This window comes from Brenneria izadpanahii, assembly GCF_017569925.1.
Lineage (GTDB): Bacteria > Pseudomonadota > Gammaproteobacteria > Enterobacterales > Enterobacteriaceae > Brenneria > Brenneria izadpanahii.
This window is the reverse complement of record NZ_CP050854.1, coordinates 1,197,153-1,221,198: the sequence shown is the minus strand read 5'-3', so window position 1 is coordinate 1,221,198 and position 24,046 is coordinate 1,197,153. Positions and strand designations below refer to the sequence as shown.

Below are 24,046 nucleotides of genomic sequence, written 5' to 3'. Positions count from 1 at the left end.
ATTATTCATCACTATCGAGGTGTATTATCTTTACCCGAGTCGCTAATTTTTGCCGTAAAGTACTGAATCGTGAGAACGAAACGGTCAAAACCGAGGAACCGCGTCAACATCTGACCGTGATCCCGCGTGACCAGCATAATATTTCACGCAGTGATATCAGCGATAATGCGCTGAAAGTACTTTATCGTCTGAGTAAAGCGGGCTACGAAGCTTATCTGGTCGGCGGCGGTGTTCGTGACCTGCTGTTGGGCAAAAAGCCTAAAGATTTTGATATCACCACCAGCGCAACGCCCGATCAGGTACGTAAGCTATTCCGCAACTGCCGGTTGGTTGGCCGTCGTTTCCGTTTGGCCCATGTCATGTTCGGACCGGAAGTGATCGAAGTCGCTACCTTCCGCGGGCATCACGATCAGCACCAAGAACAGCACGAAGCCAAAAATTCGGCCCAGCAGGCCCAGAGCGGCATGCTGCTGCGCGACAATATTTTCGGCTCCATTGAGGAAGATGCGCAACGCCGCGATTTTTCCATCAACAGCCTTTATTACAGCATTTCCGATTTTACCGTCCGCGACTACACCAACGGCCTAAACGATCTGCGCCAGGGCGTTATTCGCATGATCGGCGATCCGGAAACCCGCTACCGCGAAGATCCGGTGCGCATGCTGCGCGCCGTTCGCTTCGCCGCCAAACTGGGCATGACTATCAGCCCTGAAACCGCCGAACCGATCCCCCGGCTTGCCGCTCTGCTGCACGATATCCCGGCGGCCCGGATGTTTGAAGAGTCGCTGAAGCTGCTGCAAACGGGTTACGGCCATCCGACCTACAAGATGCTGTGCGAATACCAGCTATTCCAGCCGCTGTTCCCGTTAATCAGCCGCAACTTTACCGAAGCCGGCGATACCACGCTGGAGCGGATGATCGAACAGGTGCTAAAGAACACCGACCAACGCCTGCAAAACAATATGCGGGTTAATCCGGCGTTTCTATTCTCGGCCATGCTGTGGTATCCGCTGATCGAACACGCGCAAAAGCTGGCTCAGGAAAGCGGTCTGGCCTATTTCGATGCATTCTCGCTGGCAATGAATGACATTCTGGATGAACAGTGCCGTTCGCTGGCAATCCCTAAACGCATTACCTCATTAGTGCGCGATATCTGGCTATTGCAGTTGCGCCTGTCCCGACGTCAGGGTAAACGCGCCTACAAGCTGATGGAACATCCTAAGTTCCGGGCGGCCTACGATCTGCTTTGCCTGCGAGCCGAAATAGAAAACCACCAGGATCTATTACGCCTGGCGCAATGGTGGAGCGAGTTCCAGGTCGCCGCGCCGCCGCGTCAGCAATCCATGTTGAATTCGCTGGATGACGGCCCGACGCCACATCGGCGTTCCCGCCCGCGTCGTCCGCGCAAACCGCGCCCCGAACGCAGAGAAAACGCCTGATGACGCGCGTTTATCTGGCTCTGGGCAGCAATCTTGCGCATCCGCTGCAGCAGGCGCATGCCGCCCTGACCGCGCTGGATAACGTGCCGCAAACTCGTTTGGTCCGCTGCTCGTCTTTTTACCGTAGCCGGCCATTGGGTCCCCAGGATCAGCCTGATTACCTGAATGCCGTCGCAGAGCTGGAAACCGCCCTGGGCGCCGAACAACTTCTGGATCATACGCAAGCTATCGAGCGGGAACAGGGCCGGGTGCGTAAGGCGCATCGCTGGGGCCCGCGGACGCTGGATCTGGATATTTTGCTGTTTGGTAACGAGGTCATCGACACGCCGCGGCTGACGGTCCCCCACTACGACATGAAAAACCGCGAATTTATGCTGTATCCCCTGGCGGAGATCGCCCCTGAACTCTGTTTTCCCGATGGGGAATCGCTTTCGCATCTTCTGGCGAACATCGATCGCAACGGCTTAACTCTTTGGAATAATGCCGCCGCCGTCGGCCAATCGACCCGTTCATCCAAGTGAGCGCTTGATCGCTATCGCTGTCCGCCTGCATCCATTAGAATGATCCACCTTAATTCTTCTCGCCCTATTGATTCAGGAAGGCTGTCATGAAACCGACGACCATGTCCCACTTGCGCCAATGGAAACAAGAACAGCGAAAGTTCGCCTCAATTACCGCTTACGACGCCAGTTTTTCCCGCTTATTTTTCGAACAAGGCATCCGGGTGATGTTGATCGGCGACTCACTGGGTATGACACTACAAGGGCATGACTCCACCCTGCCCGTTACTATCGATGACGTGGTCTATCATACGGAATGCGTCCGCCGCGGCGCGCCGCTTGCCTTGCTCCTTTCCGACATGCCGTTCATGAGCTATTCAACGCCGGAGCAGGCGTTCAGCCAGGCGGCGCAATTAATGCGGGCGGGCGCAAACATGGTGAAACTTGAGGGCGGAAGCTGGTTGGCGCCTACCGTAAGGATGCTGACGGAACGCGCCGTTCCCGTTTGCGGGCATTTAGGCCTGACGCCGCAGTCCGTCAACATCTTCGGCGGTTATAAGGTTCAAGGCCGGGATGAGGCCGCAGCCAATCAACTCTTTGATGATGCCAAAGCCTTAGAACAGGCCGGAGCACAGTTGCTGGTGCTGGAATGCGTGCCGGTGGCGCTGGCGAAACGCATCACCGAAGCGCTTTCCATTCCGGTTATCGGTATCGGCGCGGGTAACGTCACCGATGGGCAGATTCTGGTCATGCACGACGCATTTGGCATTACGGGCGAAAAAACGCCCAGATTCGCCAAGAATTTTTTGGCGCAAAGCGGCGACATCCGCGCGGCCGCGCGTCTTTATGTACAGGAAGTTGAACAAGGCATTTATCCAGCCGAAGAACATTCTTTCCATTAAGATTGGCTGTTTTCGTTAAGGAGTGTAGACGTGTTGATTATTGAAACCCCTCTACTGCTACGCCGTGAAATCCGTCGCTGGCGCCAGGAGGGGAAACGCATTGCCCTGGTTCCCACGATGGGCAATTTACACGATGGGCATATGAGGCTGGTTGATGAAGCCAGGGCAAGAGCTGATATCGTTGTGGTCAGTATTTTTGTCAACCCGATGCAGTTTGAACGGCCGGACGATCTGACCAACTACCCGCGAACGTTGCAGGAAGACTGTGAGAAGCTGACCCAGCGCGAGGTCGATCTGGTTTTCGCGCCAAGTCCGGATGTGATATATCCGAACGGGCTGGAAGAGCAAACGTTTGTCGAAGTTCCCGGACTTTCTCATATGCTGGAAGGCGCCAGCCGTCCCGGTCATTTTCGGGGCGTGGCGACCATAGTGAGCAAACTGTTTAACATGGTACAGCCCGACCTGGCCTGCTTTGGCGAAAAAGATTATCAGCAATTGGCGCTCATTCGTCAGCTTGTCAGCGATATGGGTTATGACATCAGTATTGTCGGCGTGCCGATCGTGCGCGCGCAAGACGGGCTGGCTCTCAGTTCGCGCAACGGCTATCTCAGCGCCGAACAGCGCCGGATCGCGCCGCGGTTAAAGCAGATCATGGCGGCCGTTGTCGCGCAACTGGCGGATGGCAATCGTCAGTTGGATGAGTTACTGACTCAGGCTGAAGAAGAACTGAAACAAGCCGGATTCACGCCGGACGAGCTATTCATTCGCGATGCTGAAACGCTGCAGCCGCTAACGGTAGACAGCGCCCGTGCGGTGGTATTAATAGCCGCCTGGCTGGGCAAAGCGCGATTGATTGATAACCAACAGGTCGATTTGACCGTATGACCCCAATAGATTTCGAGTGGCATCAAAGCGGCGGCTGAATGACAAATTCGTCGGGAACGAATTTGACCAGCCAACGGCTGGCCTTCGGTGAAAGACAGGATGTCTCGCATTCATCTCCAGCCGCTTACACCAGTAAGCGACTGGGGTGACAAATCTGCCGGGGCAGATTTGAGCGCCGCTTGCCGCGGCCCCGGAGGAGCGAGGCTCAGGGACGATCCGAGTAATGAGGGAAGCCGACACCGATGCGGCTTGAAAGATGCAGGGGATGAACCGAGGTAACGAACCATGATACGTACCATGTTGCAGGGCAAACTGCATCGAGTAAAGGTGACTCAGGCTGATTTGCACTATGAAGGCTCTTGCGCCATCGACCAGGACTTTATGGATGCGGCGGGCATACTGGAATACGAAGCGATTGATATCTATAACGTGGACAACGGCCAACGTTTCTCAACCTACGCCATCGCCGGCGAGCGAGGTTCGCGGATCATTTCGGTGAACGGCGCCGCCGCACGCTGCGCCTGCGTAGGCGACAGGCTGATTATCTGCTCTTACGTACAGATGTCTGACGAACAGGCGAGAGAGCATCATCCTAAAGTCGCTTATTTCTCCGGCGACAATGAATTGCAGCGCCAGGCCAAAGCCATTCCGGTACAGGTGGCCTGATTAACAAGGCGGTGAAAACACCGCCTCTGTCCTTATGATGGCCGGCTTATTGATTAAAGCCGGCGCCGATATGAGGGCTTTTACCCCATTCCCGCCACCAGCCGAATTAGCTGCGCAACCCGCGGCCATGCTCAATCAGCCACCACGCCATAATGTAAAACACCACGATAAAGGCGGCTAATACGGCCATGGTAAATGCCAGCGGAACGTCCTGAATGCCAAGAAAACCATAGCGGAAGCCGCTGATCATATACACGATGGGATTAAGTTTTGAGACCGACTGCCAAAATGGCGGCAATAACGCCAGCGAATAGAACACCCCGCCCAGATAGGTTAACGGCGTTAACACAAAGGTCGGAATCAGGCTGATGTCGTCAAAACTTTTGGCAAAAACCGCATTCAATAATCCCGCCAGCGAGAACAGCACCGCCGTCAGAACCAGGGTTAAAATAATCACCCACCAGGCATGAACATGCAGCGGCACAAAAAACAGCGACACCGCCGTCACCAGCACTCCGACGCAAATGCCGCGCGCCACGCCGCCGCCGACGTAACCGGCGATCACCACATGCGTAGGCACCGGCGCCACCAGTAATTCCTCAATGTTGCGCTGAAATTTCGCGCTGAAAAAGGAGGAAGCCACGTTCGCATAGGCATTGGTAATTACCGACATCATGATCAAACCAGGGACGATAAACTGCATATAATCAAAGCCATGCATATCCCCGATACGCGAACCGATCAGATTACCGAAAATAATGAAATACAGCGTCATGGTGATAACCGGCGGCACCAGCGTCTGAATCCAGATCCGGCCAAAGCGATTGACCTCTTTAATCCACAAACTCTGCAACGCCACCCAATACAAACGCATCATGCTTTTTCTCCATAACCATTAACCAGGGTGACAAACAGCTCTTCCAAGCGGTTAGCTTTGTTGCGCATACTTAATACCTGAATCCCCTGCGCGCTAAGCTGGCTAAACACGCCGTTTAAGCCCTGCTCGCGCATGACTTCGACTTCCAGCGTCGATGTATCCAGCAAACGATATTTATAGCCATCAAGCTTCGGCAACGGACTCTTGATAGCCAGATCGAAAATAAAAGTTTCTGATTTAAGTTTGGAAAGCAGGTGCTTCATGGAGGTATTTTCCACCAGTTCGCCATTCTGGATAATGCCGATGTTACGGCACAACATCTCGGCTTCCTCCAGATAGTGGGTGGTCAAAATAATCGTCGTTCCCTGCGCGTTGAGTTCTTTCAGAAACCCCCACATGGAGCGGCGCAGTTCGATATCCACGCCGGCGGTGGGCTCGTCAAGAATCAGTAGCTTAGGCTCATGCATCAGCGCGCGGGCTATCATCAGACGGCGTTTCATGCCGCCGGATAGCATCCGGGCGCGCTCATTGCGTTTTCCCCATAAATCCAGCTGTTTCAGGTATTTTTCCGCCCGTTGCAGCGCATCATGACGTTTGACGCCGTAATAACCCGCCTGATTGACCACAATCTGCAAGACGGTTTCAAACGGATTAAAGTTAAATTCCTGCGGTACCAGCCCCAATTGGCGTTTCGCATTAACCACATCCCGCTCAAGATCGTAGCCAAATACCCGAACCTTGCCGGCGGTTTTATTGACCAGTGAGCTGATGATGCCTATCGTAGTGGACTTCCCTGCACCATTCGGTCCTAACAGCGCGTAGAAATCTCCCGCCTCGACACGCAGATCGATTCCTCGCAGCGCCCTAACCCCTCCTGAGTAAGTTTTGGTTAACTGCGCCAGTTCCAGTGCATATGTCATAAGAAATGCGTTGCCTTATTATCAGTAAGTTCTACAAATTAGATTCTATACCCTAAATAATTCGAGTTGCAGGACAAAGCGCATGGCGTTTTGAACAGCGCTTGCGCCGGCCCCGATGGGCTCACGCGGCAAGTGAAGGCATCCCGACGGGCTTACTCAAGTCAGTGATTCGGATGACTCAGCGTAGCCAACGCACATGCAGCTTGAAGCATGACGGGTATAAAACTATCGTTTTTCAAACGATGATTGATGTCTTATATTAACTCTCACTGCTCCTTGTTTGTTACAGGTCATTTACTTTTATGAAAGATATTGAAACGCTCATCGCCAATAATCAGCGCTGGTCGACAACAATGGTGGAGGAGGATCCTGGTTATTTTGAACGACTGACATTGGCGCAACGTCCCCGCTTTTTATGGATTGGCTGCTCAGACAGCCGTGTCCCGGCGGAAAGCCTGACCAGTCTGGAGCCAGGCGAACTGTTTGTTCACCGCAATGTCGCCAACCTGGTTATTCATACCGATCTGAACTGCCTTTCCGTGGTGCAATATGCCGTTGAAGTGCTGGAAGTCAAACACATCATCATCTGCGGCCACTACGGCTGCGGCGGCGTCCAGGCCGCGGTGGAGAATCCGGAACTGGGCTTAATCAACAACTGGCTGCTGCACATCCGCGATTTATGGTACAAGCATAGTTCGCTGCTGGGGGAGTTGCCTCCCGAACAGCGGTTGAATACCTTGTGTGAAATCAACGTGATTGAGCAGGTTTATAACCTCGGCCATTCTACCGTGATGCAATCGGCCTGGAAACGCGGCCAGAAGGTGACAATCCATGGATGGGTTTATGGTATTCAAGACGGGCGGCTGCGCGATCTGGAAATCAGCGCCACCAGCCGGGAAACGCTGGAGCAACGTTACCGCCGGGCAATGTCCTCCCTTTCCTGAGCCTGACCGCTGATGAGGCCCGAGTCGGGGCGTCATCAGCGGCATCGTTGCTTATTCCTGAGGCACTACCTTGCCTACATAGGGTAAGTGCCGATAATGCTGCGCGTAGTCAATGCCATAGCCGACGACAAATTCATCAGGGATCGCGAATCCAACCCACTCGACTTTTACATCCACTTCCCGGCGTTCCGGCTTATCCAGCAGGGTACAAATAGCCAGCGATTTCGGCGAACGCAATTGCAAAATCTCCCGCACTTTGCTCAACGTATTACCGGAGTCGATAATATCTTCGACAATCAGGACATCTTTACCACGAATGTCCTCATCCAGATCCTTAAGGATCTTCACGTCACGGGTGGTGCTCATACCGCTGCCGTAGCTGGAAGCCGTCATAAAGTCGACTTCGTGTGAAACATCGATCGACCGGCACAAATCAGCCATAAAAATAAACGACCCACGCAATAAGCCGACCAACACCATATCGCTGCCGCTGTCGCGATAGTGCTCACTAATTTCCCGGCCTAATTCGGTAACGCGCGCCATAATTTCCTGTTCAGAAATCATGACTTCTACGGTATGTTTCATCATACTCATAACTCTTTAAATAAAGATATTCTGCATCATCAAGAAGGGCTCGGCCCCGGATTCTCAATGATGCGCCAGTGCAGACAGATAGCGCCTAAGGGCGCGAAGTATATCAGAAAGCGCCGGTCATCCCCAGCAGCAGGAACCATTATGAACGCATCAGAAACAGAAATTGATTATAAAGTTAACGCACCGATTTCCAGCCGCCAATTTATCGAATTACTGACCAAAACATCATTAGGCCCGCGACGTCCTCTGTCCGATAGCGCCACCATTAATGGCATGTTGGAAAACGCCAGCCTGCTGATTTCGGCCTGGCAAGGCGATACGCTGGTAGCCGTTGCCCGTAGCGTTACCGATTTCCATTTCTGCTGTTACCTGTCCGATCTGGCCGTGTCAGAAGAGATGCAGCACTGCGGCATAGGGAAAAAACTGATTCAGCTCACGGCACAGCAATTATCTCCACAGTGCAAAATCATTCTGCTGGCCGCGCCGCAGGCTGTGGATTATTACCCTAAGCTGGGCTTTACAAAACACGACAGCGCCTGGATCATCCCGGTTAAAGCACTGCTGTAAACGATGCCGCCAGGATGGGAATTGCGCCGTCAGCATAGCTGCCTTGTCAAAGCCGGAAGGCGTAATTCCCACAATTGTTAATGAATGTATAAGATTGCGTTATCACAGAATAAATCTGCGTAAAGCACATTGCAGCGTCGCCCGATTGAGTTTCTTATAGCCGGAGAGGATCTCAATCAACGAGGGGTTTATGAAAAAGCTGACTAAATTATCCGGTATCGCCACGCTAGTGCTGGCGCTTTCCGCCGCTGGCGCCGCAGCCTGGGCCGCTCCTGAAACAGCCAAACCTGATGCTGCTAAACCAGATATCGTTAAACAAAAGCAGCCCATGCCAATGGCACAGTTCCCTCATGGCGGCCCCGGCTTCCCGCCGCCCGCTCCGCTGTATGAAGCCTCCCTTCAGACGCACAATCCTGACGAAGCGCTCAATAAATTGATCGCCAATGCGCCAAGGGGTGAAGGTAAAAATTACGAAGTCAAGGTGATGGTAAGAGAATTGCCGCCGGCTCCCTTTACGCCATCCGAACAGGCGGGCAATCAATAATCGTCACCCGCAAGCCGGTAAATTCAGATTTGAATCCGATGAGATAAGATCGGTATGGAGTATGGTATGAAAAGATCGCTGACGATTCTCGTGGCATTAAGTCTGCTGCTACCAGTGAGCGCAATTGCACACCCCGGTCCTGGCGGTCATGGCGGTCCTGGCGGCCCTGGTCCCGGAGATTGGGATTGGGGGCCAAGGCCGGGAATGCTGTTTGACAGACTTCCTTATGGAGTTGAAACCGTTTTAATCGCCGGGCTGACCTACTATGTCGTAAACGGCATTTTCTACCAACGCCAAAACGACCGCTACGTTGTCGTTGATACGCCTCCCAGCGCCGCCACCGCGACGACCCAGGATGGAATGACCGTGCTGGACATGAACGGCGAGCGTTTCTATGTCAAAAACGGGTTCTATTACAAACGTAATATCAACGGCGAGTATATTGAGGTTCCCAAACCCGCCGGGCTATAAAAAAAGATAAGCACGTGGCTATGGGCCGGGAAACAGGATAGGTTGTTCGTTTTTTATACTCAATCTACCCCGTTATCCCGGCTCGAACCAGATGCTGCTTTGCACCGGTATAGTCTGTTCGCCCAGCGTGATGCCGGTAGGGTTCAACCTATCCATCAAAATACGCTCCTCAATCTCCGCGGCTCCGCCAGGATCCAGCGACACCGCGCCTATCCCTCCCAACAAGTTGATAATGCAGGTTTTGCCGGAGATGGATAAAACCATCGCCGCCAGCTTCACCGTTAATTTCGGCCTACCGATGCCATATCAGATGGAGAACAAGAAAATTTAGTCAGGTAATCTACAATTGTGGTAACGTCTCCTGACAATAATCGGAATGAGTTTAACCATGAAAAAACCTGCGCTGGTGCTGCTCCTGCTAAGTTTGATGAGCTTCTCCTCCGCCAGTAAGGCACTAAATGAATTTGAAGCGGAAGATCTCGCCGATTTAACTGCCGTTTTCGTTTATCTGAAAAATAACTGCGGTTATCAGGATTTACCCAACGATCAAATTCGCCGAGCACTGTTAACGTTCGCCCAGCAAAACAGTTGGGATCTCAGCAACTACGGCGCGTTTAACATGACGGCATTAGGAGAGGACAGCTATCGGGATCTGAGCAAAATTGCCATCCCGACTCCAAAAAAATGTCAATCGCTGGCTCGTAACTCACTCGGTTTACTCGCTTACACGAAATAATTTTCCCCCTCCTCCGCACTGACCGAAATTTGACCGTGCAAGCGCGGTGAGAGTTAGCTATCATGACGCGCCAATTTTCATGACTGCTATCGCGGAGGAAACCCGAACATGGCCCAGAAAGAAATTTGGTATGAAACCCTGCATGCCAACTTCGGTCAGTATTTTTCCATTGACCGGGTGCTATACCACGAAAAGACCGATCATCAAGATCTGATCATTTTTGAAAACGCGGCGCTTGGCCGTGTTATGGCGTTGGATGGCGTGGTTCAAACCACCGAGCGCGACGAATTCATCTATCACGAAATGCTGACGCATGTTCCCCTGTTATCTCACGGCCGGGCCAAACGCGTGCTGATTATCGGCGGCGGCGACGGCGGCATATTGCGAGAAGTCAGCCGCCACACCGGCATTGAGCAAATCACCATGGTGGAAATCGATGCTGGCGTGGTGGAATTCTGTCGTCAGTATTTACCCAACCATAATGCCGGCGCCTACGACGATCCGCGCTTTCGTCTGGTGATCGATGACGGCGTAAACTTCGTCAATCAATGCGCGGAAAAATTCGATGTGATCATTTCCGACTGCACCGACCCCATCGGTCCGGGAGAAAGCCTGTTTACGTCCGATTTTTATCAGGGATGCGCCCGCTGTCTGAATGAAGGCGGCATTTTCGTGGCGCAAAACGGCGTCTGCTTTCTGCAACAGGACGAGGCCATTAACAGCCACGCCAAACTCAGCAGCTATTTCAGCGACGTCACATTTTATCAGGCGGCGATCCCCACCTATTACGGCGGCATCATGACGTTTGCCTGGGCCAGTAACCATCCGTCATTGCGTCAGATAAGCGCAGAGACATTACAACAACGCGTTGATGCGTCCGGCATTGCATGCCGCTATTATAATCCGGCCGTTCACGTTGGTAGCTTCGCGCTGCCGCAATATTTACTGAATGCGTTATCGGCTTCGCGCTGATCCACGCATCCATAAGGGGGTGACTTAAATTGCACAAGCTGAAACTACACGGCTTTAATAATCTCACTAAAAGCCTGAGTTTTTGTATCTACGATATCTGTTACACCAGAACCGCCGCTGATCGCGACGGTTACATCGCCTACATTGATGAACAGTATAACGCCAATCGTTTGACCGAAATTCTGAGCGAAACCTGCTCGATTATCGGCGCGAATATTCTCAACATCGCCCGTCAAGACTACGAGCCGCAAGGCGCCAGCGTGACCATACTGGTCAGCGAAGAACCGATAGATCCGCGCGATGTCGATAACTCCGAGCATCCTGGCCCATTGCCCAACTCCGTGGTCGCCCATCTGGACAAAAGCCACATTTGCGTACACACCTATCCGGAGAGTCATCCTGAAGTCGGGCTGTGCACTTTCCGCGCCGATATCGAAGTGTCCACCTGCGGCGTCATCTCTCCGCTAAAGGCGCTGAACTATTTAATCCACCAGTTGGAATCGGATATCGTCACCATTGATTATCGCGTACGCGGATTTACCCGCGATATCAACGGCGTAAAACACTTTATCGATCATCAGATCAATTCGATCCAGAATTTTATGTCGGCGGATATGAAATCGCTCTATCACCTGATGGATGTGAATGTTTATCAGGAAAATATCTTCCACACCAAGATGTTACTGAAAGATTTCGATCTTAAACATTATCTGTTTAACGTCGATCCCAGTACATTGAGCGCGCAGGAACGTAAAAGAATCACCGATTTGCTGTATCACGAGATGCAGGAAATTTATTACGGCAGGAATCTGCCGGTCTTGTGATGGCTTTAGTAAAGTCATCGTTATCCCCGCGCAGGCGGAGATCTACATCAAGCCGAGGGTTGATATCGGGAAGACCCCTGCCTAGGCGGGAATGACGGATTGGGATTCGCTAACGCTGTCATCACTCTGAGGGAGCATAAGCTCCCTTTCTTCATCCATGCCGCCAACCTGAATTGAACAAAATTACGCCAAAAAACACGCCGATTTTCCCGTCGGCAAAAGAAAATTTTTTTCTTGATTTCTGTTTTCCCCTTGCGCCGTCTGGCTTAGATCCCTATTTGCTAAATTTCAGTATATTTCCTATATATTGTATGGTTGAAATTTAAAACACCCACATCTAGTATCTAAAGCGTAGCCACCAAATAAACGACGGCTGCTCCGTGGATCGGTTCAAGGCAGAAGCCCAGCAGCATAACCGCTCCGACATAACTCTTTCAAGCCATAAGGTAAATACGAATCATGCGTATTACTATTTTCACAAAACCAGATTGTGTTCAATGCAACGCCACATGCCGTGCGCTGGATAAGCAGGGAATTGACTATCAACTGGTGGATCTCACGGAAGATGAGCAAGCATTGCGGCAGGTAAGAGCGCTGGGTTATCAGCAAGTACCGGTGGTAATGACCGCCAACGACCACTGGAGCGGCTTCCGCCCGGACAAAATCAGCACACTGAGCCAATTACAAGCGTCGTAGGGGGCAAGATGAACCCGCTGGTCTACTTTTCCAGCCAGTCGGAAAACACCCATCGATTCATCACCAGGGTTGGGTTACCGGCCCTGCGCATTCCGATAGCGAGCGACCAACCCATACTGAAAATGGAACGGCCTTACATTCTGGTGGTTCCCAGCTATGGCGGGGGCGGCGCCAAAGGCGCGGTGCCCATACAGGTGATCCGTTTTCTGAACGATCGGCAAAACCGCGATCGGCTGCGCGGGGTGATTGCCGCGGGCAACATGAACTTTGGGACGGCGTACTGCATCGCCGGCGACATCATCGCGCAGAAGTGCCAGGTGCCCTATTTGTATCGCTTCGAGCTACTGGGCACGGCAGAAGACGTTGAAAACGTGCGTAAAGGAGTAACTGAATTTTGGCAACGACAGAATCCGTGATCACCAAACCAGCCAACACGGAGCTGGATTACCATGCGCTGAACGCCATGCTGAACCTCTACGACGCCGAGGGACGCATCCAGTTTGAACAAGACCGGCTGGCGGCGCGCCGCTATTTCTTGCAGCACGTCAATCAAAATACGGTGTTCTTCCATAACCTGGAGGAAAAGCTGCGCTATCTGGTTGAAGAGGGCTATTACGAAGCCGAGGTGCTGGATCAATACGCTTTCAGCTTTATCAAAAGCCTTTTCCAGCAGGCCTACAGCCATAAGTTCCGCTTCCAGACCTTTCTTGGCGCGTTCAAGTACTACACCGGCTATACGCTCAAAACCTTTGACGGCAAACGCTATCTGGAACGTTACGAAGACCGCGTCTGCATGGTGGCGCTCACCTTGGCGGCCGGCAACACCGAACTCGCCGGCGCTTTGGTCGAAGAGATCATCAGCGGACGTTTTCAACCCGCTACCCCCACGTTCCTCAACTGCGGGAAGAAACAGCGCGGCGAGCTGGTTTCCTGCTTTCTGCTGCGCATTGAAGACAATATGGAGTCGATCGGCCGCGCCATTAACTCCGCGCTCCAGCTTTCCAAACGCGGCGGCGGCGTCGCCTTCATGCTCACCAACATCCGGGAAACCGGCGCGCCGATAAAAAGAATCGAAAACCAATCATCCGGCATTATTCCGGTGATGAAAATGCTGGAAGACGCGTTCTCCTACGCCAACCAACTGGGGGCGCGTCAGGGCGCCGGCGCCGTCTATCTCAACGCGCATCATCCCGATATTCTGCGCTTTCTCGATACCAAACGGGAAAACGCCGATGAAAAAATCCGCATTAAAACCCTGTCGCTCGGCGTGGTCATTCCGGATATTACGTTCCAACTGGCAAAAAATAATCAGGTGATGTATCTGTTCTCGCCCTACGACGTCGAGCAGGTCTACGGCGTGCCGCTGTCGGAAATCAGCGTCACGGAAAAATATCAGGAGATGGTCAACGATAAGCGCATCCGCAAATCGCAGATCAAAGCGCGGGAGTTTTTCCAAATCCTGGCCGAAATCCAGTTTGAGTCCGGTTACCCTTATATGATGTTTGAAGATACGGTAAACCGCGCCAACCCGATTCAGGGCCGCATCAATATGAGCAACCTGTGCTCTGAAATATTACAGGTTAACGATGCCAGTCAATATGATGAAGATTTAGGCTATCGCCATACCGGGAAAGATATTTCCTGCAACCTGGGCTCTTTGAATATCGCTAAGGCGATGGAGTCGCCGGACTTCGGCCTCACCGTGGAAATGGCGATTCGGGCGCTGACCGCCGTCTCCGATATGAGCCACATCCGCTCCGTGCCGTCGATTGAAAAAGGCAATGACGAATCCCACGCCATCGGCCTCGGACAGATGAATCTGCACGGCTATTTAGCCCGCGAGAGGATCTTTTACGGCACCGAAGAAGCGATCGACTTCACCAACATCTACTTTTACACCGTGGCCTACTATGCGCTGCGCGCGTCCAACCAATTGGCGATAGAGCGCGGTCAGTGCTTTAAAGGCTTCGAGAACTCGAAATATGCCTCCGGCGAGTATTTCAATAAATACATTGAACAACGCTGGGAGCCTGCCACGGAACGAGTGCGGGAACTGTTCGAGCAGGCGGGGATCGCCATTCCCGGCCAGCAGGAGTGGGCCGCATTGCGCGACGCCGTGATGACGCATGGCATTTATAACCAGAATTTGCAGGCTGTGCCGCCGACCGGCTCAATCTCTTATATCAATCACTCCACGTCGAGCATTCATCCGATCGTGTCGCGGATTGAAATCCGCAAAGAGGGTAAAATCGGCCGGGTCTACTACCCCGCCCCCTACATGACCAACGACAACCTGGAATATTATCAAGACGCCTACGAGATCGGGCCGCAGAAGATTATCGATACCTACGCGGCGGCGACCCAGCATGTCGATCAAGGGCTGTCGCTGACGCTGTTTTTCCGTGATACCGCCACCACGCGTGATATCAACAAAGCACAGATTTATGCCTGGAAAAAAGGCATAAAGACCATTTACTACATTCGTATACGGCAGATGGCATTGGAAGGCACCGAGGTTCAGGGCTGCGTGTCCTGTGCGTTATAAGGCTATCGCTGAAGGAAATTTGATTATGACATCGCTGACGCGCGTACAGGCTATCAACTGGAACAAAATCGAAGACGACAAGGATCTGGAGGTGTGGAACCGGCTGACGTCGAATTTCTGGCTGCCGGAAAAAGTCCCGCTATCCAACGATATTCCCTCCTGGGGGACATTGAACTCGCAAGAGCGGCAGTTAACCATCCGGGTATTTACCGGATTGACGCTGCTGGACACCATTCAGAATACGTTGGGCGCCCCCACGCTGATGCCCGATGCGGTAACGCCTCACGAAGAAGCGGTGCTCTCCAACATCAGCTTTATGGAAGCGGTGCACGCCCGCTCGTACAGTTCCATCTTTTCCACGCTGTGCCTGACCAGCGAGGTGGATGACGCTTACCGCTGGAGTGAGGAAAATCCGTCGTTACAGAAAAAGGCGGCCATCATCCTCAACCACTACCGCAGCGACGATCCGCTGATGAAAAAGGTCGCCAGCGTGTTTCTGGAATCCTTCCTGTTCTATTCCGGCTTTTACCTCCCCATGTACTGGTCAAGCCGGGCTAAACTGACCAATACCGCCGATTTAATACGGCTGATTATTCGCGACGAAGCCGTGCACGGCTACTACATCGGCTATAAATTTCAGCAGGGTCTGGCGAAGGCGGATACCGACCGACAGCAGCAGGTGAAAAACTTCGCCTACGAATTGCTGCAAGATTTATATGACAATGAAGTGCTGTATACCCAGGAGCTATACGACGGCGTCGGCTGGACGGAAGATGTGAAGAAATTTCTGCACTATAACGCCAACAAAGCGCTGATGAACCTGGGTTACGAGGCGTTATTCCCCGCTGGCATGACGGATGTCAATCCGGCGATCCTGTCCGCGCTTTCGCCAAACGCCGACGAAAACCATGACTTCTTTTCGGGTTCCGGCTCATCGTATGTGATCGGCAAAGCGGTGAATACCGAAGATGAAGACTGGGATTTTTAACCTGACCACCGGGTAAGGGCTCAAATACGCCCAGAACCGCAGCAAAGCACTGATGTCGGTAAACGATGATCGGCAGCTGATTCAGCCCCCCGCTCGCTTTCAAGAAATCAATCAACGAAAGCGAGAGGCAGCTCAATCAGCAATGGCGCAGGCAAGCTATTTTAGCCGCGCATTCGCTCGGTAATTTGTTGATAGTTTGATACGACGTAAGGCGCGCCCAAGGCATTTATCATGGATAAAGGTAGATGTGGAATGGTTTCTTTCTGTCCGACAATTAAATTATCGCCATTACCGGGCCAAAAAAAGGCCGTGTGGGTGGTTTCCAGTATTTGATACAGGCTTTGCCAGAAAGGAGCGTGGTGAGGGGGGCGATTGATGCCAAACCCATTGGTCATCGGTTCCTTGCCGTTCGACACCAGCTTAATCGTAATATCCAGGGTGTCGACGTCGCTAACGGTGGCCGTTGAGCCATCAGGCCAGGCTATTTGTTTTCCGGCGTCAGGATTGGGATATTCCAATAACAACGTACATTTATTGTCGGCAACCTCCCGTAGAGTAATGGCATGATGAAAAGCGGACTCCACCACGGCTAAAGGAATGAAGCCTTCATCACCCTGTGCAACCGCCGCCAGAAAAACATCCATACTCACAATGATTATCCTCAACAAGCACAGTTAATTTCACTTTATCGTCGGCCTTCAGGCCCCCACACAATCAGGCTTATCCTTTACCTGCAGCCGCCTGGATCGACTCGCGATTTGAAAGTCATCCGGCGGCTGTTAAGCCATCGATGGTCACAAAAGTATCCGTCAGACAACGCGGACTATACCAGCGTTGCTGGGGGGCGGCTTAATTCAGCGGCGCTCCAGGCGAAATAATTATTTTCCTGAAGCGTGGCAAGGCCATAAAGCCTTTCAAGGATCATCGACGCGCCCATCGCGCCCTCGTGATGGAAAAGGTAAACAGCCAGCATATAATCATGAATAAATTCGTCGAGAGAGGAAAAATTTTCCTCTAGCCGTTGCGCCAGAATATTTTTTAATGCGTCCCACTCATCCAGCGTAAGCATGCCGAGGGTGACGCCCGATCTCATTAATAATGCCGCACGCTGAAGATTGAAAGCCGAATCAACATTAGCCATATCGCTTACCGGCGTGATATCAGCACCGGTTTTACCAGCCAGACGATATAAATGCGCAAGCTGCTTCTGGTAATTTGCATGGTGCGTTTTCCCGTAGTCATCTTCATCCAGCAGGGAATAAATAAAACACTTCAACTGTTCATCAGTTTCAATATCATAGCTACCCGATAATGCATTTTTAATCAGGTCAACCGCGGTGGGATTATCCAGGTCGCACTCTTCTATACTATTAACGAAATTTGGATGGTTTTTGTTTTTACCGTTCCCGGTGGCGGTAATGGAATATAGCCCGCTAATTTTTACCAACAAAGCATCTTTTTCATCCCTGCATGGATATTTGGGATTTTTGTTAATACCCTGAATGATTTTATTGTTCTCTTTTTTTGTTGTAATGATAAAAAACGCTTTTGTCCCTATCTTTAAGACGGGTATCGCCAGAATAGAAAGAAATATATAAAAGAACAGTGTGTATACCCTGGATATATCTTGGTGAAGGTATTTTTGGGACAATGTGCACAGCAAATCGATTACTATCAGAAATACTGATACCACCAAAACCCCTCGCATTAAATAGAAAGTATCTTTATAAAAAAACTTAAGCATCCCCGACCTCAATCATTTAAACAACGCTCGGCAACCCGAGAGTAAACAATGGACTACCGGTAAGTTTACATAAATAACTGATTCGGATAAAAGACTATTTCCAACTCCGCGCCATCGAATTCAGCGAAACGCGCATCTTGCTGATCGGTCCCCGAGAACATGTCGCAGCCACACCAATAGAGCGACGGAAACCAACCCTCTTAGGGCGATCTACACATGGTCTTTGCGCTACCCCGACACGCCGCAGCAAACGTAAAGACGAAAAAAAACCGTATGCCTTTGACAGCGATACGGTTTTCATTCATCCAGAGATGTATAGGAACATCCCGGAATAGATAAGTGGCGGAACGGACGGGACTCGAACCCGCGACCCCCTGCGTGACAGGCAGGTATTCTAACCAACTGAACTACCGCTCCACTCTGTGCTCATTGAGCGGGGTGAATACTAAGATGATGGTACTATTACGTCAATGGTTTTTATAACTAAGCGATTCTGTTTGCTCATAATTTCATCTGAGAGACGGTTTCATCATCACCGTCGTACTATTCATTACGCCACAGGCAGCTACCGCCTTTCTTCGCGATCAAATCCAGACGCTTTTCATGCATCAGCAACTCTTCGTCATTGGCATACAGCACTTTTAATGCTGAAGTCGGGCGAGTAATCCGCTGAATACCCTCGCTCTCATTTTCCTGACGCTGGATTTCGCCTTCCATCGAGAACGCCAGCGATGTCTGGCCCCCCGTCATCGCCAGATAAACTTCCGCCAGGATTTCGGCATCGAGCAATGCGCCGTGCAGCGTTCGTTTGCTGTTATCTATCTGATAGCGATCGCATAACGCATCCAAATTATTCCGTTTGCCCGGAAAAATTTTTCGCGCCATCAGCAGGCTATCGGTTATCTTGCAGAAGGTTTCCGTCTTGGGAATATCCCGGTTTAACATCCGGAATTCATAGTCCATAAAGCCGATATCAAACATTGCGTTATGGATGACTAATTCAGCCCCGCGGATAAAATCGAGGAAGTCGTCAGCGATCTCCGCGTAGGTCGGCTTATCCGCCAAAAACTCATCGCTGATGCCGTGCACATGATAGGCCTCAGGATCAACCAAACGATCGGGCTTGATATACACATGATAGTGGCGCCCGGTCAGACGACGGTTAATCACCTCAACGGCGCCAATCTCAATAATTTTGTGCCCTTCGTAGTGAACCCCCAGCTTGTTCATACCGGTGGTTTCCGTATCCAGGACGATTTGTCGCGTAATTTCAGTGCTCATCGTTTTCGTTTATGTCAGACTTGCCATTTTCACCATAAGGGAGAGTCTACCAGAGATGCTTAAACAGGTAGAAATTTTCACCGACGGATCTTGCCTCGGCAATCCTGGCCCCGGCGGTTACGGTGTCCTGCTGCGCTATAAACAGCATGAGAAAACCTTGAGTGCGGGCTATCGGTTGACCACCAATAACCGCATGGAATTGATGGCGGCTATCGCCGCGCTTGAAAGCTTAACCTCCCCCTGCGACGTGATATTAAGCACCGATAGTCAATATGTCCGTCAGGGGATCACCAGTTGGATCCACAATTGGAAAAAGCGCGGCTGGAAAACGGCTGACAAAAAACCGGTAAAAAATGTCGATCTCTGGCAACGTCTGGATCAGGCGATCCAGCGCCATACTCTGCGCTGGGAGTGGGTGAAAGGCCACGCTGGCCATCCTGAGAATGAACGCTGTGACGAACTTGCCCGCAGCGCCGCCGGCGCCCCCACGCTTGACGATACCGGCTATAACCCCGAGTAATTAGCTATCGATTACGAAAAATCTTCGTCACGCCAACCGTGCGTCGCAAGGGGACTTTACAAAGCCGGGCGCGCATCGGCGTAAAACTCAGAGGAATGGTTCGCTTACGCGCCACAATCAGCGACAAACAACCGAATACAGGGAAATGTTTATTCAGTTTTCCCTTATTTTTACGCCACGGAGTGACCTGAAGGCTGGCGTGATGCATCACCTCATAATTCAGCAGACTGAGCCAATCTATGATGCGCATTTGGGTAAACATCCGGCTGCAATAAGGCTGCCGTTTGTTTAACCCTGGAATTAACTTTGCGATCCCCAATAAACTGACGGGATTGAAGCTGCTTAATATCAGCCAACCATCATCAATCAGCACACGATCCACTTCCCGCAGAATACGATGCGGATCGGCGGAATAGGACAGCGTTTGCGCCAACAAACAGGCGTCCACCGATTTCTCAGCAAAAGGTAAATGATGCGGATCGGCGATAACCTGTACGCGTTCGCCATCCGGCGCGACATTGACCTGATGGGATATAGGGCAATCTGTTATGCTTATCTCCGCGCTCAACGGCCCTATTTTCAACAAATGAAAACCGAATAACTTCGGCCACCAGGGGAGCAATGCCTGCTCAAGCGATTCACGATAGTATCCTCCCCAGGAAATGTCGTTCCACGAAGCGGGAACCAAGACAGTTTGAGGCGTTTGTGCTGGCTTCATGTTCTATTATCTTCCCCGGGCTGATAGCAAAACGAGGTAATCCATGAATCTTATCAGTATTGCGGCACTTCAGGACAACTACATTTGGTTACTGAGTAATAAAGAAAACCACTGCGTTATCGTCGATCCCGGCGAAGCGCAGCCGGTATTGGACGCGCTCAACAAACATCAACTTACGCCCGATGCGATTTTACTGACTCATCACCATCAAGACCATGTCGGAGGCGTTGCCGCTATTGTCGGGCATTATGCGAATCTGCTGGTATTTGGTCCCCAGGAAACGCGGAAAAGCGGTGCGACGAACATAGTTGAAGAGGGAAATACTCTGTCTCTGTTAAATTCGGACTTTTCCGTACTGTCCGTTCCAGGCCATACAGCAGGACATATTGCTTATTATACTCATCCTTTTCTGTTCTGCGGGGACACGCTCTTCTCTGGCGGATGCGGCCGTATATTCGAAGGAACGCCAAAGCAAATGTATGATTCAATAGAAAAAATATCAAAATTACCCGACGATACGCTAATCTGCTGTGCACATGAGTACACGCTTTCAAACTTAAAATTTTCTAATGTAATATGGCCAGAAGAGCCCACTATTAAGGCCTATCTGCATAAAATCAGTCAGATACGTGAAAAATCACAATCAACTCTCCCTACCACCCTGGGGTTGGAGCGAAAAATCAACCTTTTTCTTAGATGCCATGAGATTGATTTAAAAAGAAAAATATCAGACGAACCAGAAAGCATAGAGAATTGGCAAGCTTTTGCCCAGTTACGCAGCAAGAAAGACTGCTTCTGAAGGTTTATCTTGTGCTAATCATCTAATCAAAGTATCATTGCTCGTCTTTTAAGCAACTATTGACCCACATATGAAGGCTAGAGCGATAATACTCGCCTCGGTCTTGCTGGCAGGTTGCCAGGTACCGCCTTACGATACCTCCCAACCGAAACAGCATGCACAGAGTCTGTCTTCGGCAAGTCAAAGTGAAGCAGTAAAGTACGCAGAGGGTCGAGAGACCTCGGCGCGATGGCTGGATGATGACAGCATCGCGCAGCAAGATCTGTGGAACTTCATTGGCGACGAGCTGAAGATGGAGGTTCCGGATAACGCCCGGATCCGCGAACAAAAAATGCGTTATTTAAAAAATAAGAGCTATCTCCACGATGTAACATTACGGGCAGAGCCGTACATGTACTGGATTGTCGAGCAGATTAAGCAGCGAAAAATGCCGATGGAACTGGTACTGCTACCCATAGTGGAGAGCGCTTTTGACCCACACGCCACATCATCCGCCAACGCCGCAGGGCTATGGCAGATTATCCCTGGCACGGGGCGTAATTATGGTTTGAAACAAAACCAGTGGTATGACGGACGTCGTGATGTTGTTGCATCGACAACCGCAGCCCTGGATATGATGCAACGCCTTAACAACATGTTTGACGGTGACTGGTTATTAACCGTCGCTGCTTATAACAGCGGTGAAGGTCGCGTCATAAAAGCCATGAAAGCGAATAAAGCGAAAGGGCTATCAACGGATTTCTGGGCATTGGCGCTACCTCGTGAAACGTCAATCTATGTTCCAAAGATGTTAGCCTTAAGCGATATTCTCAAGAATAGTAAAAAATACGGTGTTAGTCTGCCCAAACCCAACGAAAGCCGAGCATTGGCCAGAGTTGATCTGGGGCAACAGATGCAGTTGACGCAAGCAGCAGAGATGGCTGGTCTGTCGTTGAATAAACTGAAGAGCTACAACCCGGGCTACAAACGTAATGTAACCGCGCCTAATGGCCCGCATTACGTTATGGTTCCGAAAGCTCACGTTGAGCAGCTGAAGGATTCGCTAGCAGATAGTGATATCGCGGCAATACAACCAACAACACGCTTGGCGCAGTCATCAACGCAGGAATCGCAGTATAAGGTTCGTTCCGGCGATACATTATCTACGATTGCCGCACGGCTGAATGTCAGCACGAAAGATTTGCAAAGCTGGAACAATCTGCGCAATACGCATGCGCTGAAAGTCGGTCAAACATTGCAAGTGGCTCAAGTGTCTGATATCGACAGCGGCGATAAAGGCGGGTCAATCACCTATCAGGTACGCAAAGGTGATTCACTTTCCAGTATTGCCAAACGTCACGGTGTAAATATCGCTGATGTTATGCGTTGGAATTCGGTCATCAAAAATGCCAATATCCAGCCAGGCGATCGCTTGACGCTTTATGTCAGTAAAAACGCTCGCCCGGAGTCGTAACTGTGTTACATAAAAAAACTGCCTATATGGCAGTTTTTTTATGACTGCTCAATAGGAATTCAACCAGCAGCGGATTATGATCCGATGCCTGTGTTTCCAATATGGATGACTCGGTAACTTCTAGCTGGCGGTAAAACACAAAATCCAGCGGACGCCCGAATACCTTACGACGAAGATCGTCATCGAATCGAACTTCCTGTAAATCCATCCTCAAGGCAAACCGGTAGAGCGCTTTAATGCGTGGCTGACTCCAGGCATTGAAATCCCCCGCCATAATCACCGGCCCACGATGATAGAGCAGTAGATCGCCAATAGCTTCAAGCTGTTTACTGTAAACTTCCACGCCGAAACTGAAATTAACCGCATGGATGTTAACCACCATCAGTTGTCGGCCATCAGGCAAAGAATACACCGTCACCAGCGCCGATTTAGATAAGCGCAGCAAAGGTTCTTTTTCCCGCAATGGACAACAGAACATCGGTTGAACAGCAGACAATGTCATCACGCCGGAAGGATGTTGCGGCAAAATGATTGCCGGAACTTGGTCGGCAGAAAGGTAGTTAGACGTAGCAAAGCTAATAAGCTCCGGCGAACTTTGCGCTTCCTGAAGTAAAACCAACTGAGTGTTTCTACCAAAGTTTTGCAAAACAGAAAGCCAGTTCATTCTTTGCTGTTTAAAGATATTCCACACCATGATGCGTAAAACATCTTCCTTCAGCAGTAGCGGGCCCGACACCAGCTTTTGCTCCGGATTTTGCATTGTTCCGGGTGGAAAGATACGCTCTGCCGGCTGACCCGCAACGTACCTCATCGCATATGTTTTTTTCCGCACACTACGCCTTGCTATAGATTCCAGTACATAAATACACCTGCATAAAGCAAAGGTACACTTCTGTTATAGGGATTGTATAGCAGACTTTCAATTCATGGTTATAGTTAAGCCAATAAATATAAAACGAGCTGCGAATCAGTTGTGAAAACTGACATATTAAGTCAGATAGTTTGCGGCTAATCAAGGTAGGTTGTGGATCCACTACCATAAAACACAGATGCAAAAAAGCCCTGAGCAATTAACTCAGGGCTTATGCAATAAGTGGCGGAACGGACGGGACTCGAACCCGCGACCCCCTGCGTGACAGGCAGGTATTCTAACCAACTGAACTACCGCTCCACCGATTCTGTTACGCGTATCTTCCTGATACCGCCCTTCCGGGCCAGCTTTCCACTGCTTGGATCCGCTTTAGGATCCTCGATTATCGAAGATCAATTCGATAATCCGTATTTGATGCCTGGCAGTTCCCTACTCTCACATGGGGAGACCCCACACTACCATCGGCGCTTCGGCGTTTCACTTCTGAGTTCGGCATGGGGTCAGGTGGGACCACCGCGCTATCGCCGCCAGGCAAATTCTGTTTTATCCCAACCGTCGCAGTTTTCTCTGCAACCATCGGAACCAATCTT

General features: G+C 51.0%; 28 protein-coding genes, 2 tRNA genes and 1 rRNA gene. 19 read left to right on the top strand and 12 right to left on the bottom strand.

Annotation, left to right across the window (positions count from 1 at the left end):
* Nucleotides 1–26 precede the first annotated feature (26 nt).
* The 5 genes from pcnB to panD all read left to right on the top strand — a co-directional run bounded on the left by pcnB (nt 27) and on the right by panD (nt 4,392).
* Nucleotides 27–1,439 (top strand): polynucleotide adenylyltransferase PcnB, encoded by a 1,413-nt coding sequence (pcnB, locus tag HC231_RS05490; RefSeq protein WP_208231233.1) that lies wholly within the window; start codon nt 27–29, stop codon nt 1,437–1,439.
* On the top strand, nt 1,439–1,960 hold the full coding sequence (folK, locus tag HC231_RS05485) for a 2-amino-4-hydroxy-6-hydroxymethyldihydropteridine diphosphokinase (protein ID WP_208230069.1): 522 nt from the start codon (nt 1,439–1,441) through the stop codon (nt 1,958–1,960). The genes pcnB and folK overlap by 1 nt, the downstream gene beginning before the upstream one ends.
* An 86-nt stretch (nt 1,961–2,046) precedes the next feature.
* Nucleotides 2,047–2,841, top strand: coding sequence for a 3-methyl-2-oxobutanoate hydroxymethyltransferase (panB, locus tag HC231_RS05480; RefSeq protein ID WP_208230068.1), 795 nt, complete (start codon nt 2,047–2,049; stop codon nt 2,839–2,841).
* A 30-nt stretch (nt 2,842–2,871) separates the two neighbouring features.
* Nucleotides 2,872–3,726, top strand: a complete 855-nt coding sequence (gene panC / locus HC231_RS05475) for a pantoate--beta-alanine ligase (protein ID WP_208230067.1) — start codon at nt 2,872–2,874, stop codon at nt 3,724–3,726.
* 285 nt (nt 3,727–4,011) lie between these two features.
* Nucleotides 4,012–4,392, top strand: coding sequence for an aspartate 1-decarboxylase (panD, locus tag HC231_RS05470; RefSeq protein ID WP_208230066.1), 381 nt, complete (start codon nt 4,012–4,014; stop codon nt 4,390–4,392).
* A gap of 106 nt (nt 4,393–4,498) precedes the next feature.
* Here panD and HC231_RS05465 read toward each other — a convergent pair whose 3' ends face one another.
* Together HC231_RS05465 and HC231_RS05460 are read right to left on the bottom strand one after the other, a co-directional pair.
* The gene (locus tag HC231_RS05465; RefSeq protein ID WP_208230065.1) at nt 4,499–5,269 is read right to left on the bottom strand and encodes an ABC transporter permease; all 771 of its coding nucleotides are present in this window, start codon (nt 5,267–5,269) and stop codon (nt 4,499–4,501) included.
* On the bottom strand, nt 5,266–6,189 hold the full coding sequence (locus tag HC231_RS05460; RefSeq protein ID WP_208230064.1) for an ABC transporter ATP-binding protein: 924 nt from the start codon (nt 6,187–6,189) through the stop codon (nt 5,266–5,268). Before HC231_RS05460 ends, HC231_RS05465 begins: the two co-directional genes overlap by 4 nt.
* A gap of 302 nt (nt 6,190–6,491) precedes the next feature.
* Here HC231_RS05460 and can point away from each other — a divergent pair, with 302 nt between their 5' ends.
* Complete coding sequence (gene can, locus HC231_RS05455; RefSeq protein ID WP_208230063.1) at nt 6,492–7,133, top strand: carbonate dehydratase; 642 nt, start codon at nt 6,492–6,494, stop codon at nt 7,131–7,133.
* Nucleotides 7,134–7,184: 51 nt separating this feature from the next.
* Here the strand turns inward: can and hpt are convergent, their stop codons facing one another.
* Nucleotides 7,185–7,718, bottom strand: coding sequence for a hypoxanthine phosphoribosyltransferase (gene hpt / locus HC231_RS05450; RefSeq protein ID WP_208231232.1), 534 nt, complete (start codon nt 7,716–7,718; stop codon nt 7,185–7,187).
* Nucleotides 7,719–7,868: 150 nt separating this feature from the next.
* Here hpt and HC231_RS05445 point away from each other — a divergent pair, with 150 nt between their 5' ends.
* The 3 genes from HC231_RS05445 to HC231_RS05435 all read left to right on the top strand — a co-directional run bounded on the left by HC231_RS05445 (nt 7,869) and on the right by HC231_RS05435 (nt 9,309).
* Nucleotides 7,869–8,294: a GNAT family N-acetyltransferase gene (locus HC231_RS05445; protein ID WP_208230062.1), complete on the top strand. Its 426-nt coding sequence runs from the start codon at nt 7,869–7,871 to the stop codon at nt 8,292–8,294.
* Nucleotides 8,295–8,484: 190 nt separating this feature from the next.
* The gene (locus HC231_RS05440) at nt 8,485–8,838 is read left to right on the top strand and encodes a hypothetical protein (RefSeq protein ID WP_208230061.1); all 354 of its coding nucleotides are present in this window, start codon (nt 8,485–8,487) and stop codon (nt 8,836–8,838) included.
* A gap of 66 nt (nt 8,839–8,904) precedes the next feature.
* Nucleotides 8,905–9,309: a DUF6515 family protein gene (locus HC231_RS05435; protein WP_208230060.1), complete on the top strand. Its 405-nt coding sequence runs from the start codon at nt 8,905–8,907 to the stop codon at nt 9,307–9,309.
* Nucleotides 9,310–9,381: 72 nt separating this feature from the next.
* On the opposite strand, the gene HC231_RS05430 is transcribed toward HC231_RS05435, so the two are convergent.
* Nucleotides 9,382–9,573, bottom strand: a complete 192-nt coding sequence (locus tag HC231_RS05430; RefSeq protein WP_208230059.1) for a hypothetical protein — start codon at nt 9,571–9,573, stop codon at nt 9,382–9,384.
* A 124-nt stretch (nt 9,574–9,697) separates the two neighbouring features.
* On the opposite strand from HC231_RS05430, the gene HC231_RS05425 reads away from it, so the two are divergent.
* From HC231_RS05425 to nrdF, 7 genes are all read left to right on the top strand, one after another.
* Entirely contained in the window at nt 9,698–10,045 is a 348-nt protein-coding gene (locus HC231_RS05425) for a YacC family pilotin-like protein (protein WP_208230058.1), read from the top strand.
* Nucleotides 10,046–10,153: 108 nt separating this feature from the next.
* Nucleotides 10,154–11,017 (top strand): polyamine aminopropyltransferase, encoded by an 864-nt coding sequence (gene speE / locus HC231_RS05420; RefSeq protein ID WP_208230057.1) that lies wholly within the window; start codon nt 10,154–10,156, stop codon nt 11,015–11,017.
* A gap of 29 nt (nt 11,018–11,046) precedes the next feature.
* Entirely contained in the window at nt 11,047–11,841 is a 795-nt protein-coding gene (gene speD, locus HC231_RS05415) for an adenosylmethionine decarboxylase (RefSeq protein ID WP_208230056.1), read from the top strand.
* 459 nt (nt 11,842–12,300) lie between these two features.
* Nucleotides 12,301–12,537 carry a glutaredoxin-like protein NrdH gene (gene nrdH, locus HC231_RS05410; RefSeq protein WP_208230055.1) on the top strand — a complete coding sequence of 79 codons (237 nt, stop codon included), beginning with the start codon at nt 12,301–12,303 and terminating at the stop codon, nt 12,535–12,537.
* Between the two features lie 8 nt (nt 12,538–12,545).
* Nucleotides 12,546–12,953 carry a class Ib ribonucleoside-diphosphate reductase assembly flavoprotein NrdI gene (gene nrdI / locus HC231_RS05405; protein WP_208230054.1) on the top strand — a complete coding sequence of 136 codons (408 nt, stop codon included), beginning with the start codon at nt 12,546–12,548 and terminating at the stop codon, nt 12,951–12,953.
* Nucleotides 12,932–15,082: a class 1b ribonucleoside-diphosphate reductase subunit alpha gene (gene nrdE / locus HC231_RS05400; protein ID WP_208230053.1), complete on the top strand. Its 2,151-nt coding sequence runs from the start codon at nt 12,932–12,934 to the stop codon at nt 15,080–15,082. The genes nrdI and nrdE overlap by 22 nt, the downstream gene beginning before the upstream one ends.
* A 25-nt stretch (nt 15,083–15,107) precedes the next feature.
* A complete protein-coding gene (nrdF, locus tag HC231_RS05395; protein WP_208230052.1) occupies nt 15,108–16,070 on the top strand; it encodes a class 1b ribonucleoside-diphosphate reductase subunit beta in 963 nt (320 codons plus the stop codon).
* Nucleotides 16,071–16,231: 161 nt separating this feature from the next.
* Here nrdF and HC231_RS05390 read toward each other — a convergent pair whose 3' ends face one another.
* From HC231_RS05390 to dnaQ, 4 genes are all read right to left on the bottom strand, one after another.
* On the bottom strand, nt 16,232–16,714 hold the full coding sequence (locus HC231_RS05390) for a hypothetical protein (RefSeq protein WP_246494793.1): 483 nt from the start codon (nt 16,712–16,714) through the stop codon (nt 16,232–16,234).
* A gap of 179 nt (nt 16,715–16,893) precedes the next feature.
* On the bottom strand, nt 16,894–17,814 hold the full coding sequence (locus HC231_RS05385) for a DUF1266 domain-containing protein (protein WP_208230051.1): 921 nt from the start codon (nt 17,812–17,814) through the stop codon (nt 16,894–16,896).
* Between the two features lie 340 nt (nt 17,815–18,154).
* Nucleotides 18,155–18,231: transfer RNA gene (locus HC231_RS05380), tRNA-Asp, on the bottom strand.
* A gap of 126 nt (nt 18,232–18,357) precedes the next feature.
* Nucleotides 18,358–19,095, bottom strand: coding sequence for a DNA polymerase III subunit epsilon (dnaQ, locus tag HC231_RS05375; RefSeq protein WP_208230050.1), 738 nt, complete (start codon nt 19,093–19,095; stop codon nt 18,358–18,360).
* On the opposite strand from dnaQ, the gene rnhA reads away from it, so the two are divergent.
* A complete protein-coding gene (rnhA, locus tag HC231_RS05370; RefSeq protein ID WP_208230049.1) occupies nt 19,049–19,615 on the top strand; it encodes a ribonuclease HI in 567 nt (188 codons plus the stop codon). The two genes, dnaQ and rnhA, sit on opposite strands and share 47 nt — an antisense overlap.
* Nucleotides 19,616–19,619: 4 nt before the next feature.
* Here rnhA and HC231_RS05365 read toward each other — a convergent pair whose 3' ends face one another.
* Entirely contained in the window at nt 19,620–20,333 is a 714-nt protein-coding gene (locus HC231_RS05365) for a class I SAM-dependent methyltransferase (protein ID WP_208230048.1), read from the bottom strand.
* A gap of 43 nt (nt 20,334–20,376) precedes the next feature.
* Between HC231_RS05365 and gloB the strand changes: the two genes are divergently transcribed.
* The gene (gloB, locus tag HC231_RS05360; protein WP_208230047.1) at nt 20,377–21,132 is read left to right on the top strand and encodes a hydroxyacylglutathione hydrolase; all 756 of its coding nucleotides are present in this window, start codon (nt 20,377–20,379) and stop codon (nt 21,130–21,132) included.
* Nucleotides 21,133–21,202: 70 nt separating this feature from the next.
* Nucleotides 21,203–22,585 (top strand): murein transglycosylase D, encoded by a 1,383-nt coding sequence (gene mltD, locus HC231_RS05355; protein ID WP_208230046.1) that lies wholly within the window; start codon nt 21,203–21,205, stop codon nt 22,583–22,585.
* A 22-nt stretch (nt 22,586–22,607) separates the two neighbouring features.
* On the opposite strand, the gene HC231_RS05350 is transcribed toward mltD, so the two are convergent.
* The 3 genes from HC231_RS05350 to rrf all read right to left on the bottom strand — a co-directional run bounded on the left by HC231_RS05350 (nt 22,608) and on the right by rrf (nt 23,988).
* On the bottom strand, nt 22,608–23,417 hold the full coding sequence (locus HC231_RS05350) for an endonuclease/exonuclease/phosphatase family protein (protein WP_208230045.1): 810 nt from the start codon (nt 23,415–23,417) through the stop codon (nt 22,608–22,610).
* A gap of 262 nt (nt 23,418–23,679) precedes the next feature.
* A tRNA-Asp gene (locus HC231_RS05345) sits at nt 23,680–23,756 on the bottom strand.
* A gap of 116 nt (nt 23,757–23,872) precedes the next feature.
* Nucleotides 23,873–23,988: ribosomal RNA gene (gene rrf, locus HC231_RS05340) — 5S ribosomal RNA — on the bottom strand.
* Nucleotides 23,989–24,046 lie beyond the last annotated feature (58 nt).